This window comes from Helicobacter sp. 23-1044 (assembly GCF_053654695.1).
This window is the reverse complement of record NZ_JBSIUQ010000005.1, coordinates 36,414-48,537: the sequence shown is the minus strand read 5'-3', so window position 1 is coordinate 48,537 and position 12,124 is coordinate 36,414. Positions and strand designations below refer to the sequence as shown.

The following is a 12,124-nucleotide window of genomic DNA, read 5'->3' as shown; positions in this document are numbered from 1 at the left end:
CATATTTCGCAGAATCTTAAAAAACGCAGAATCTAGCGTATAGATTGCCACGAAGTCGCCCTTAAACGCGCGACTTCTCGCAATGACGGCGTGGGCGATTCGCACGAAAATCGCAGAATCTTAACGGCAAATCGCAGAATCTTGCACGAAAAACGCAGAATCTTAACGCAGATTCTGCGAAAAATCGCACTTTTATCGATAGATTTTTCGCAAATGCTCCATTTTGCTACTTGCATTTAGCAGTAGCATATCCGCCAAAATTAGCGCGAGTTGCGACTCCGCCACCACGCTCCCGCGAATCGCAATGCAAGGGTCGTGCCGTCCTTTGAGATTTAGCGTAACTTCGCGCCCATTTTTATCAATCGTCCTTTGTGGCTGAAAAATGCTTGGCGTGGGCTTAAAATGCACTTTGATTACAATCTCATCGCCATTGCTAATGCCACCCAAAATCCCGCCACTATGATTGCTGACAAATCCGCGCTCATCGATAAAATCATTGTTTTGGCTACCCAACAGCGCACTAGATTCGATACCACTGCCGATTTCTACCGCTTTTACGCCATTTAACCCAATCATCATCGCACCTATTGCCGAATCCAACTTATAATAAAGCGGTTCGCCAAGCCCTTTTGGCACATTTTGCGCTGAAATTAGCGCAACGCCACCAATGCTGTCGTGATTTTCCCGCGCAGATTCAATCGCCTTTTTTTGCGCATTTTCTACGCTTGAATCCAAACTAAAAATCTCGCTTTGTTTGGCGTCCTCCCACGAAATTTTTTGCGCTAAAATCCCGCCGATTCCAAAAATCCCGCTTTTAGTAATAACGCCAAATTCACGCAATAGCATTTTAGCAAACGCCCCAGCAGCCACGCGCACCACGCTCTCCCTTGCACTACTACGCCCACCACCGCGATAATCGCGCACTTCGTATTTGTGGTAGTATGTGAAATCAGCGTGGCTGGGGCGAAAAATGTCCTTTATATTTTCATAATCCTTGCTTTTGGTATTTTGATTTGCCACAATTAGCGCAAGTGGCGCACCTGTGGTGAATCCATCAAATTCACCACTTAAAATCTCTGCGCAATCCGCTTCTTTGCGTTGCGTAGAGTAGAGATTTTGCCCACCCTTACGCCGATTTAGCTCACTTTGCAATAAATCCAAATCGACTTTTAGTCCCGCAGGCAATCCGTCAATCACGCACCCAATGGCGCGTCCGTGCGATTCGCCAAATGTGGTTACGCGAAGGCGCACTCCAAAGGTATTCATTTCGCTCCCCTTTGCTTTATGCGATTATAAGCGATCTTGGCGCATTCTTGTTCTGCCTCTTTTTTGCTTTTGCCTGTGGCTTTGGCAAATTCCTGCGCGTTTATTAGCACTCGCATTGTGAATTTTTTGTTGTGGTCTGGTCCTTTTGAAGCAATCAAATCATATTCGGGCAAATCCCCGCAAATCGCCTGTGTCAGCTCTTGCAAAGCGGTTTTGTAATCCACAAAGAGATTTTCCAACTCCACGCCCTTATATTCGCCCTCCAAAAGTGCTAACGCCACGCCACGCGCACTCTCCAACCCTCCATCAAGGTAAATCGCGCCGATTAACGCTTCAAAGGCGTCTGACAAAATCGATGGCTTTTTGCGCCCCTTGTTGCGCGACTCCGAGTGCGAGATAAAGAGATATGTGCCTAAATTTATGCGGTTTGCGAGATTTGCGAAACTATTTTCATTCACTATCGCCGCACGAATGCGCGTCAAATCGCCCTCGTTGCACCGCACCAAGCTTTTGAATGCGTATTCGCCGATGATTAAGTCCATCACCGCATCGCCCAAAAACTCCAACCGCTCGTTATTTGTGCGCTTATCAAAGCTCTTGTGAGTGAGTGCTAGGCGCAGTAAATTTTCATCTTTGAAGTGATATTTGATTGCCTTTTGCAGGGCGAAAATGTCGCCTTGCGTGTGGGGATTTTTTAAGTTTTGAGACGCAGAATCTAATGTGTGCTTTGGCGCAGAATCTGTGATTTTTGATTGATTCGCAGAATCTATATTTTGTCCCCCCTCCCTTGCAAGTGGGGACTTGTTTGAATCTTCCCCCTCCCTTGCGGAGGGGGTTAGGGGGTGGGTTTTTTTTGCATTAGATTCAGCAATTTTCTGCGTTTTTTTCGTCATTGCGAGATTTTGCATAGCAAAATCGTGGCAATCCATATTATTATTTTTTTGGATTGCTTCGGCACTTCGTGCCTCGCAATGACAAAGTGAAGTAGATTCTGCGCTTTTTGCGTGAATCGCAGAATCTCGTATTTCATTCGCAGAATCTGCGATAAAATCGCCGTTTTTTCGTTTAGATTCTGCGTTCGCAGAATCTACCCACCCCCTTAATCCCCCGCGCGCATTTGGGAGGGGGAGAGATTGAGATTTATCCTCTCGCATTTGGGATATGGGATTTTTAGATTCTGCGATTTTTTTGCGATTCGCAGAATCTTTTTTGTTTTTTTTGAGATTCTTCGCTACGCTATCGCTTCGCTCAATATGACAATTTGAAGTGCAATTCGTAGAATCTTTTGCCAAATCCACCCTTTTTTTGTCTATTTTGCTTGTTTTGCCCATTCTCATAGCGTGTCCTTAATGTGAATCCCTTTGAATTTTTCTGCTTCGATTTTGGCGATTTTGTCGCATTCTTCATTTTGCGGATGTCCGCTGTGCCCCTTTACCCAAGTGGTTTTGACAGCGTGAATGCGCGAGTATGAGATGTATTCGCGCCACAAATCGGGGTTTTTGACTTCTTTGAAATCCTTTGCAATCCACTTTTTTAGCCACAGATTTATGCCATCGCACACATATTTTGAGTCGCTGACAATCTCCACTTCGCAGGGCTCTTTGAGTGCTTTTAGTCCTTCGATTACCGCTCGTAGCTCCATTTGATTATTCGTAGTGTTTGCTTTGCCGCCGCTGATGGTTTTTTGCGCGCCATTGTAGTCTAAAATCGCGCACCACCCGCCAGCACCGGGATTTTCTAAACACGCCCCATCGCAAAAAATTATTACTTTTTTCATCGCTCAATTATCTCCAAAATTACCGACATTTCGCCTATTTCAGCGCAGTTTTGGCATCTATGTGATTCAAAGGGGAAGACAGCTTGGCAAGAAGTGCATTTGTATTTGAAACTCAAATCCGCCCTTTTGTGCGAGTGTTTGCGTAAGATTCGCAATGCTTCTAGCTCGAAAATCTCGCACTCTACGCCATCATCGATAATCCCCTTTGCGCGATAAATATCGGCGATTTGCTTATTTGCATTTATCGCCCCGCTTTTGCTTGGCACTCGCCACAGCAAATCGATGAAATTATGCAAATTTTGCTCTGCATTTATAATCTCCCAAAACCGCCCTTCATTGTGTTGCAAAAAGTATTGCAAGGCGAGCTTTTTTGCGCCATCGTTCATCACCCGCAGAATCTCGCCTTCGCGCACGGCAGAGCTCATCAAGCTATCATTTATCAAAACTAGCATTTTTATGCAAGTCCTTGTCTTTTGCAGGGACTTTTCGCCCTTAATCTCTTCGATACAGCTCACCACTTCAAGCGCATTTGCGTATTCGCCAAGCGTCTCATAGGTTTGCATTAGAAGCGAAAGGGCGTTTGCGTTGCGTGGATTGTGTTTTAGGATTTCGATAAAAATATCTTTGGCGCGTTGCATAAATCCTGCCCTGTAATACGCCACTCCAAGCAATTCAAACACTTCGATTTTATCCTTCAAATCGCTAATCTTATCCAAAATCGCCAAATAGATTTTTATCGCGTCATCAAAATTGCCACTTTTGATGTAGATTTGCGCGATTAAGATTAGCGTTTGGTGCGGGACTTTGGATAGATTCAGGGCATTATTTAGATTGCTATCAATCTCATAAAAGTTAAAATTTTCGGCGAAATTTTTGAGTGCGTCCGCCTTTTCTTTTTGCTTGAATCGATTGCGCGTGTAGTCTGCAACCGCCACTAGCACGATGATAGAGACGATTATGATAATGCTAAAAAGCGGGTCTTTGTAGAAATCTACGAAAAATGAAATGAATTTATCCAAAGGTCACCTTTAAAATTTAGATTCTGCGAAATTATTACGCCGTCATTGCGAGAAGTCGGCACGACTTCGTGGCAATCCAAACAAAATTGTCATTCTGAGCGAAGCACTTGTGCGAAGCGAAGAATCTCTTTTTAGATTCTGCGATTTTCGCGTGAATCGCAGAATCTGCGAGATTTTCGCCGTTTTTTAAATTAGATTCGTTAGTTTCTTTTCGCAAAAAGGGCTGCACCCCGCTCCCGCTCCCCCCGACTATTAAATTGTGTCCCCAAAAGCTGCCGCTTTTTCGCTTTTAGGGGGAGAGCCTCGCTTATCCGCTTCTAGCAAAAAATCGGCGGTTGCACTACTGCAACCTTGAATCCGATTTTTTGCACCACGAAGCGGGCGAGATTTGGGTGCTTCGCACGAATTATTTTTATCATTTTTGCTATCGCAAAAAATTGTGGATGGTTGCTTCACTGCGTTCGCAAATTCTGCGAATTGCCACGATTCTACATTCGCAGAATCTCGCAATGACGAAAGTCGCACTAGATTCTGCGATTTTTGTGTTTTTTTCAATAGATTCTGCGAATCGCAGAATCTCAATCGAAGTATTTTGCGGTATGGCTTTCGTAGTTTTTGGTAAATCGACACAAGGATAGCGGACTTTTGCGTCCGTGCCTTGTGGCGATTCGCCAAATCTGCGAAATTGCATACCCAAAGACAAATTGCCAAATCGCGCCGCTTACCGATTTTTTATCGCATCTAGCGCGTCCTTATAATTCGGCTCATTTGTAATCTCTTCGCAAATCTCTTTATAAATTATTTTCCCACTCTCATCCACCACGAAAACCGCACGCGCCAAAAGTCCGCTCAAAGGCGAATCATCAATCAAAACGCCATATTTTTCGCCAAACTCTTTTGCACGATAATCGCTTAACGCTTTGACATTTTTAATGCCCTCCACAGAGCAAAATCGCCCCTGCGCAAAAGGCAAATCCATAGAAATCACAAAAACTTCGACATTTGGGAGATTTGTCGCTTCGGTGTTGAAACGCTTCGTTTGCACTTGACACACGGGCGTATCAAGGCTTGGGACGACATTTAGGACTTGAATCTTATCCTTTTTGCCACCCACAAGCACATAACCCAAATCATTGCCTTTTAGCTTCACACTTGGGGCAAAATCGCCGACTTTCACTTCATCGCCCACGAGTTTTACGGGGCTTCCTTTTAATTTGACATTCATCATATTATCCTTTTATCAAAAATATTTTACAATTCCGTTTTTGGAATCGCGAAATTATAATTTAAATTTCGCATTTTTACGCTTAAAAGGGGGCAAATTTTTGGCAAGAATCACAAAAAAGAAACGCTACATTTTGGATACTTCAATCATTTTGGATGACATTGCGAATCTATCATTTATATCGCAAGGTGGGGAAAATGAAGTCTATATCTCTGAAATCGTGCTGTATGAATTGGATAAGAAAAAAGATTTGCAAAATGAGTTAGGATATTTTAGTAGGGAGTTTTTTCGTGCGCTCAATTCAAGTGCGACAGAAATCGCCAAAGGGCGCACCAAAAACGGCGATAATATTTATAAGATTCGCTTCAAAGACGCGGAGTTCGATATTTTTATCATTTATCGAAGTGCGTATAAAACGCAAAATTTGGAGTATTCGCTAAATGATAGCCGAATCTTAGAGGTTGCAAAGGATTATGATTTTATTTTGCTGACAAATGACATCGCATTAAAGATTCGCGCCATTTCGCAGGGTGTGCGCGCTGAATCTATGTTTCGCAATATGGTAGAAAATCCTAGCGATATAAATTTTGCCTTTGCGTTTAATTTGCATAAGGATTCATCGCCCGAATCTTTATCGCAAAATGTGGATTTTAAAAAGCTAAAAGATTGGAGCATAATTGAGCTTTTGGAGCAGGACAATACGGATTCATCGCTTTATCTCACAGGCAAAAAGAAGTTTGGCTTTAAAATCGATGGGCAGTTTTGCGAACAAAATTTAGACGCCATAATCGAAGAAAACGCGCCCTACATTCGCCCCATAAATTTGGAGCAAAAGCTACTTTACGCAATGCTAATCCACCCAAAAAACAAAGTCAGCATTATCACAGGCAGCACAGGCAGTGGCAAAACGCTAATCTCGCTTCAAGCAGGGCTTACGCTTGTCAAAAACGGCGCAGTTGAGGGCATAATCTATATGCGAAACACAATCACATCAAATGACAAAGAGGCAGAGTTAGGCTTTCGCAAGGGCGATGAGAGCCAAAAACTCAGCTACTTTATGTATCCGCTTTATAGCGCGATAAATTTCACCATCGACAAACTCCAAGAAAGCTCACTTGCCAAAAAAATCGAATATAGTGGCGATGTGAATACTATCGAAAAAAAGGACGCAACGGAGTATTTCATCAAAAAGCACAATATCGAAGTGATGGACATCGCACACGCGCGGGGTGTGAGTATCGCGCGAAAATTTGTCATCTTTGATGAAGCGCAAAATGCCTCCGATGCGACAATCAAACTCATAGGCACACGAATCGCACAGGATTGCAAAATCGCATTTTTGGGCGATTGGAAGCAAATTGACCATCCATATCTAAGCAAATTTCGCAATGGCGCAGTTACGCTACTCCAAAAGGCGCAAAATAGTGACTTTTTAAGCGGGATTCAGCTAAAAAATACGATTCGTAGCCCAATCGCCGAGTGGTTTGAGGAAAATATGTGAGAATTGCAACAAACGAATCGTCATTGCGAGGGCTTTTTTTGAAAAGCCCGAAGCAATCCAAATATTATCGCAAATCCCCAAAATTTTCACATTTTTTGCTAAAATTCGCATAAACACACCCAAAGGACGCCAATGTTTCACATTTGCCTTTGTGCCAACGAACCTTACGCCAAATACACCGCTGTGCTTATTTCTAGCATTGTGAAAAGCACGGATTGCACAAAATCTTTTAGCGATTTATTTGCGCCACGAGAGAGAGAGAGAGAGAGAGAGTAATCCGCGTGAAATAGGCACTTTTGCGCCCCAAATCACATTAGAAAGCGCATTAGATTCTTATCCAAAGCAAAATTTTGAGCGTTTGAGCAAATCCCAAAAGCGCGAAGGCTACATTTTTCACATTTTTAGCGATTATTTTAGCGTAGATTCGCGCACCAAATTCGCCTCCCTTGCGCAAAAATTAAGCCAAATCTATCCTTGTGAGATTCATATTCATATCTGCGAATCTGCGCTTTTTAGCGGACTGCCCACGCTAAATGGCAATTATTTGACATATTTTCGCTTTTTTATCCCGCGCTTTATGCCAAAGGATTGCAAAGTTTGCTTGTATTTGGATATTGATATGCTTGTGGTGGGCGATTTGCGCGGACTTTGGACGCTTAAAATGGGCGAATCGATTGTGGGCGTAGTAAAAGATTATATTTTAAATAATGCTATAAAAAAACGCCCCGCATTGCTACCTAAAACTACGGATTTGCCTAACATAAGATTTACAGGGTTACATTTTAATGCTGGATTTATGCTGATAAATTTAGAGGCTTGGGAGCGTGAAAACATTACGAAAAAATGCTTTGAAGTGATGAAAAATTATCATTTGGATATGCACGACCAAGATACACTAAATGCGGTGATTGTCGAACAAAATCGCCTAAAATTACCTTTTGCGTTTAATTGCCTACCACGCGCCTTTTTACAAAGTATTTGCAATGATGAATCGCAACATTTTAAGTTTGACTACACGCGCGAATCTATGAATTTATCACTAAAAAATCCTATGATTTTGCACTTTGCGGGGGAGTATAAGTCGTGGAGCAATGCGCGGATTATGAATCAAAATGGGCGAATTTTAAGCGATTTGTGGTGGGAAGTGGCGTTAAATACGCCAAATTTTGATGAGATTTTGCGCGTGGATTTGGCAAATCTAAATGCGAGTAAGATTTATGAAACGCGCGTAGCGGTGTATTTGCTAGGATTTACGCGAAATTTTTGGGGATTTTTTGCCCTGCCTTTTGTGGCACAAAAAATCTTTGGCAACAATGCGCGTGAAGTTTTGACAACGCACAAGTTGCAAGATTCGCGCTCTTTAAATCCGCGTGATTATAATTTTGCCTTTGAGATTTTTGCACTCGCGCAAAAGTCGTGGCACAGGCGTAAAAAGGGCGATTTGCTAATTTTGCCATTTAAGGCGATGAAGCTAAAATACCGCCACAAACGCTACGGAATTGCAAATATTTTGTAGATTCTGCGAATCTGCGCGAATCTAGCTTTTAGATTCACGCGACGCAAATCCATAATAGATTCAGCGCACAAATCCGCTATATCCATAAATTTTTACTAAGTTGGGATTATGAAAGACGAAGCAAAGACGCGCATAAATATCGATGAGTTGCTACAATCCTGCGGATTTGTCCTGCAAGATAAAGCAGAATTTAACCGCCTTGCCAAAGCGCAAGGACAGGACATTTCAGCCGTTGCCGTGCGTGAATTTACAATGAGCGATGGTAGCGAGGCGGATTATCTACTTTTCATCGATGGCAAGGCGTGCGGTGTCATCGAGGCAAAAAGAGAGGGCAAACCCACAAGTGGCGCACACGCGCAAAGCAAGCACTACGCCACGCATTTACCGACAAATCTAAAAGCGTGGGCAAATCCCCTGCCGTTTTTGTATGAGAGCAATGGAGGCGAGATATTTTTCACCGATTTGCGCGAATCACACACGCAGGCAAAAAGAGCAAGGCGCGTTTTTGCCTTTCACACGCCAAAATCCCTGCTTGATAAACTCCAATCCAAAAGCACTCTGCGACAAAATCTAACCACACTCCCACAAATCCCGCTAGATTCTACGCATTTGCGCCCCTGTCAAGCAGAGGCTATCACCGCGCTTGAAAACTCCCTTGCGCTCAACAAACCCCGCGCACTTATCCAAATGGCAACGGGTGCGGGCAAGACATTCACCGCGTGTAATTTCATAAGCCGACTTTTTATCCACGCCCACGCTAAACGCATTCTCTTTCTTGTGGATAGAAACAATCTCGGCGAACAAGCAAAAAAAGAATTTGATAATTTCCGCATTCAAAATCGCAAATTTAGCGAAATCTACATTACAAACCACCTGCAAACAAACCACATTGACAAGGATTCAAAGCTAGTCATCACCACGATTCAGCGGCTTTATTCTTTACTAAAAGGCGAGGCAGAGTTTGATAGCAGCAACGAAGAGCATTCAGCATTTGATTCGCACACCGCACAGCACACACCGCCAAAAGAGCTAAAATACAATCCCGCTTTCCCCATAGATTTTTTTGACTTTATCATCGTAGATGAGTGCCATAGAAGCATTTATGGCGAATGGCGACAAGTGCTAGAATACTTTGATGCCTTTATCATCGGGCTTTCTGCCACGCCTAGCAAACACACGCTAGGATTTTTCGCGCAAAATATGGTAAGCGAATATCCGCTTGAAAAAAGCATAATCGATGGCGTAAATGTGGGCTTTGAGATTTTTCGCATAGCCACAAAAATCAGCGAGAAAGGCGGGGTTATTCAAGCAAGTGATGGGCATTTTGCCGTGCCAAAGCGCGACAAACGCACAAGAAAACTCATCTATGAAAGCATAGATGAGGATTTGGAGTATAAAAAAGCGGATTTAGATAGAAGCGTAGTCGCGCTAAATCAAATCCGCACCATTTTAGAATGCTATAAAAACTCCGTATTTACGCAACTTTTCCCCAAGAGAGCCAATACTTCTGCAAATAATGAAGCGTGGATTCCAAAGACGCTGATTTTTGCCAAAGATGACGCACACGCCGAAGAGATAGTCCGCGCCGCAAGAGAAGTCTTTAACGGCGATAATGACTTTTGCCAAAAAATCACTTACAACATAGGCAAACAAAGCCCAAAAGAGCTGATTGCCGAGTTTCGCACAAGTCCAAAGTTTCGCATAGCCGTAACGGTCGATATGATAGCCACAGGCACAGACATAAAGCCCCTAGAAGTGCTTATCTTTATGCGCGATGTCAAATCCAAGCTCTACTATGAGCAAATGCTAGGGCGTGGTGTGCGCACGGTGCATAAAGATAGCTTAAAAGAAGTTACACCAAATGCAAATGGCAAAAATCATTTCTTTGTCATTGACGCGGTGGGCGTTACAGAGAGTCTCAAAACCATTTCTTCACCCTTAGAGCGCAAAAAGGGCGTGAGCTTTAAAAAATTGCTAGAATCTGTCGCAATGGGCGCAAATGATGAGGACACCATATCTAGCCTAGCCAATCGCCTAGCAAAACTTGCGCTAAACGCCACGCCACAAGACAATGAACTAGCAAGAAATTTAAGTGCGATAAATGATAAAAAAGGCAAAGATTTGCGCGAATTAGCGCGGGATTTGAGCGAGTGCATTGATAGTGATTTTTGTGCGGATAAAAGCGAGGCGCAGATAGAATCTGTCCGCGACTCCGCGCTTATGCCTTTTAACAACTCGCTTTTGCGCCAACATTTGCTTGAAATGGCGAGTAAAAACTTTATCTACATTGATGATATAAGCATAGATGAGGTCATCACAGGCGGATTTTCAACTGACAACGCGCTTAAACAAATCCAAAATTTCAAAGATTTCATTGAAACGCACAAAGACGAGCTAGAAGCCCTGCAAATCATCTACACGCAAAGCTATGCCAAAAGGCATTTGACGCGAAATCTCATAAACGAGCTACACGAAAAGCTAAGATTCGCAGGGCTAGAGATTGTAAATCTATGGAATGCCTACGCACTCACGCAAAAAGGGCGCGTAAAGCCACTAAAAAATCAAGATTCAAGCCAAAATTCAAGTGTGGCAAAGCTTACAAATCTCATTCAGCTTGTGCGATTTGAGCTAGGATTTGATAGTGAGTTGCGCGATTTTGGTGGTGTGGCAAACTCACGCTTTGAGCTATGGAAAGGCAGACAAATCAAAAAGGGCATAGATTTTAGCGCGGAGCAACTAGAATTTCTAACACACATAAAAGACTATATTATCGCAAATGCTTATTTAGCAAACGATGATTTGCAAGGGCTAAATGACGCTTGTGGCGATACAAACGGAGTCTTTGTCGCAAAAGCCCTTTTTGGCGAATCTTTCGCCCCATTGCTAGAGGAGCTAAATTTGGCAATTATTGCGGGATTAAAGGCGAGTTAGATTTGCTTATTTGTGAGATTTGGCAAAACAAAACCATAGCAAAGTTTAGCACTCAAAATCTCATAAAATGCAAAATCCAACCCTTGTCAAAGCAACTCATTTTTGATATACTTTTGTCGATACTTTTGCCACTCTTGCCAAGCAAAATTGCGATAAGCAAAACTTGCGACACAAAAGCCAAAAGTAAAAAATAAAACGGAGAATCCAAATGCAAACCCTACAAACCAGCGTAAAAAAATGGGGCAACTCCCTTGCTATCCGTTTGCCAAGCGCAATAATAGAAAATCTAAAACTAAATGAAAGCACCCCGCTAGACATAAAAGTCTCAAAAAACAAAATCATTTTAAGCAAAAAAGATGAGCTATCCCACCTTTTAAGCAAAATCGATGAAAACAACCTCCATACCGATGATTTTGCCAAAGCGCGTGGCAAAGAATGGTAAGAAAAGCGAGGCAAAATGGCAAAAACACCGCGCAATAAAAAATCATACACTCCAAATCGTGGCGATATTATATGGCTAGATTTTGACCCACAAAGCGGACACGAGCCAAAAAGTAAAAATAAAAATGTGGGAGTGCGCCCAGCCCTAGTCCTAAGCCCGCAAGAATACAACGCAAAAAGCGGGCTTTGCTTAGCTATGCCAATCACTAGCAAAGCCAAAGGCTACCCATTTGAAATCCCTCTCAAAAGCAAAAAGATTAGTGGCGTAGTATTAAGCGACCATATAAAAAGCCTAGATTTTAGAGCAAGAGAAGCGAGATTTTGCGACACAATCGATTCTGCCACGCTAGAATCTGCCCTACACAAATTATCCCTTTTGGTGTTTGAATGATATATCATTACTGATGAGCTAAATTTCGCACTCATAGTGTGATTAAAGGCGAGTTAG

15 protein-coding genes are annotated in these 12,124 nt (G+C 42.8%); 7 read left to right on the top strand and 8 right to left on the bottom strand.

The features are described from left to right. Positions 1-32: 32 nt before the first annotated feature. The 8 genes from ACWIUD_RS05700 to tpx are packed head-to-tail and all read right to left on the bottom strand — an operon-like array spanning position 33 to position 5,290. A complete protein-coding gene (locus ACWIUD_RS05700) occupies positions 33-236 on the bottom strand; it encodes a hypothetical protein (protein WP_454147538.1) in 204 nt (67 codons plus the stop codon). Then, on the bottom strand, positions 193-1,266 hold the full coding sequence (gene aroC, locus ACWIUD_RS05695) for a chorismate synthase (protein WP_454147536.1): 1,074 nt from the start codon (positions 1,264-1,266) through the stop codon (positions 193-195). The genes ACWIUD_RS05700 and aroC overlap by 44 nt, the downstream gene beginning before the upstream one ends. After that, complete coding sequence (gene rnc, locus ACWIUD_RS05690; RefSeq protein ID WP_454147534.1) at positions 1,263-2,603, bottom strand: ribonuclease III; 1,341 nt, start codon at positions 2,601-2,603, stop codon at positions 1,263-1,265. Before rnc ends, aroC begins: the two co-directional genes overlap by 4 nt. After that, positions 2,600-3,043, bottom strand: a complete 444-nt coding sequence (rnhA, locus tag ACWIUD_RS05685) for a ribonuclease HI (RefSeq protein ID WP_454147532.1) — start codon at positions 3,041-3,043, stop codon at positions 2,600-2,602. The genes rnc and rnhA overlap by 4 nt, the downstream gene beginning before the upstream one ends. After that, on the bottom strand, positions 3,040-4,062 hold the full coding sequence (locus ACWIUD_RS05680; RefSeq protein ID WP_454147530.1) for a tetratricopeptide repeat protein: 1,023 nt from the start codon (positions 4,060-4,062) through the stop codon (positions 3,040-3,042). Before ACWIUD_RS05680 ends, rnhA begins: the two co-directional genes overlap by 4 nt. Before the next feature lie 34 nt (positions 4,063-4,096). Next, positions 4,097-4,291 carry a hypothetical protein gene (locus tag ACWIUD_RS05675; protein ID WP_454147528.1) on the bottom strand — a complete coding sequence of 65 codons (195 nt, stop codon included), beginning with the start codon at positions 4,289-4,291 and terminating at the stop codon, positions 4,097-4,099. 23 nt (positions 4,292-4,314) lie between these two features. Beyond that, complete coding sequence (locus tag ACWIUD_RS05670) at positions 4,315-4,773, bottom strand: hypothetical protein (protein WP_454147526.1); 459 nt, start codon at positions 4,771-4,773, stop codon at positions 4,315-4,317. Between the two features lie 10 nt (positions 4,774-4,783). After that, positions 4,784-5,290, bottom strand: a complete 507-nt coding sequence (gene tpx, locus ACWIUD_RS05665) for a thiol peroxidase (RefSeq protein WP_454147524.1) — start codon at positions 5,288-5,290, stop codon at positions 4,784-4,786. 97 nt (positions 5,291-5,387) lie between these two features. On the opposite strand from tpx, the gene ACWIUD_RS05660 reads away from it, so the two are divergent. The 7 genes from ACWIUD_RS05660 to ACWIUD_RS05630 all read left to right on the top strand — a co-directional run bounded on the left by ACWIUD_RS05660 (position 5,388) and on the right by ACWIUD_RS05630 (position 12,067). Next, on the top strand, positions 5,388-6,788 hold the full coding sequence (locus ACWIUD_RS05660) for a PhoH family protein (protein ID WP_454147522.1): 1,401 nt from the start codon (positions 5,388-5,390) through the stop codon (positions 6,786-6,788). A gap of 132 nt (positions 6,789-6,920) precedes the next feature. Beyond that, the gene (locus ACWIUD_RS05655) at positions 6,921-7,064 is read left to right on the top strand and encodes a hypothetical protein (protein ID WP_454147520.1); all 144 of its coding nucleotides are present in this window, start codon (positions 6,921-6,923) and stop codon (positions 7,062-7,064) included. After that, positions 7,030-8,304, top strand: a complete 1,275-nt coding sequence (locus ACWIUD_RS05650; RefSeq protein WP_454147518.1) for a glycosyltransferase family 8 protein — start codon at positions 7,030-7,032, stop codon at positions 8,302-8,304. The genes ACWIUD_RS05655 and ACWIUD_RS05650 overlap by 35 nt, the downstream gene beginning before the upstream one ends. Before the next feature lie 108 nt (positions 8,305-8,412). Further along, positions 8,413-11,235, top strand: a complete 2,823-nt coding sequence (locus ACWIUD_RS05645) for a type I restriction endonuclease subunit R (RefSeq protein WP_454147516.1) — start codon at positions 8,413-8,415, stop codon at positions 11,233-11,235. A 2-nt stretch (positions 11,236-11,237) separates the two neighbouring features. Beyond that, positions 11,238-11,429, top strand: a complete 192-nt coding sequence (locus ACWIUD_RS05640; RefSeq protein WP_454147514.1) for a hypothetical protein — start codon at positions 11,238-11,240, stop codon at positions 11,427-11,429. 14 nt (positions 11,430-11,443) lie between these two features. After that, positions 11,444-11,677, top strand: a complete 234-nt coding sequence (locus ACWIUD_RS05635) for an AbrB/MazE/SpoVT family DNA-binding domain-containing protein (protein ID WP_454147512.1) — start codon at positions 11,444-11,446, stop codon at positions 11,675-11,677. Between the two features lie 15 nt (positions 11,678-11,692). Continuing rightward, positions 11,693-12,067 carry a type II toxin-antitoxin system PemK/MazF family toxin gene (locus ACWIUD_RS05630; protein ID WP_454147510.1) on the top strand — a complete coding sequence of 125 codons (375 nt, stop codon included), beginning with the start codon at positions 11,693-11,695 and terminating at the stop codon, positions 12,065-12,067. Positions 12,068-12,124: the final 57 nt, after the last annotated feature.

What these genes read in the sequence shown, in the direction of transcription:
- ACWIUD_RS05700 (WP_454147538.1), bottom strand. Translation starts at nt 236, where the DNA reads ATGCAAGTAGCAAAATGGAGCATTTGCGAAAAATCTATCGATAAAAGT.
- aroC (WP_454147536.1), bottom strand. Translation starts at nt 1,266, where the DNA reads ATGAATACCTTTGGAGTGCGCCTTCGCGTAACCACATTTGGCGAATCG.
- rnc (WP_454147534.1), bottom strand. Translation starts at nt 2,603, where the DNA reads ATGAGAATGGGCAAAACAAGCAAAATAGACAAAAAAAGGGTGGATTTG.
- rnhA (WP_454147532.1), bottom strand. Translation starts at nt 3,043, where the DNA reads ATGAAAAAAGTAATAATTTTTTGCGATGGGGCGTGTTTAGAAAATCCC.
- tpx (WP_454147524.1), bottom strand. Translation starts at nt 5,290, where the DNA reads ATGATGAATGTCAAATTAAAAGGAAGCCCCGTAAAACTCGTGGGCGAT.
- ACWIUD_RS05655 (WP_454147520.1), top strand. Translation starts at nt 6,921, where the DNA reads ATGTTTCACATTTGCCTTTGTGCCAACGAACCTTACGCCAAATACACC.
- ACWIUD_RS05645 (WP_454147516.1), top strand. Translation starts at nt 8,413, where the DNA reads ATGAAAGACGAAGCAAAGACGCGCATAAATATCGATGAGTTGCTACAA.
- ACWIUD_RS05635 (WP_454147512.1), top strand. Translation starts at nt 11,444, where the DNA reads ATGCAAACCCTACAAACCAGCGTAAAAAAATGGGGCAACTCCCTTGCT.
- ACWIUD_RS05630 (WP_454147510.1), top strand. Translation starts at nt 11,693, where the DNA reads ATGGCAAAAACACCGCGCAATAAAAAATCATACACTCCAAATCGTGGC.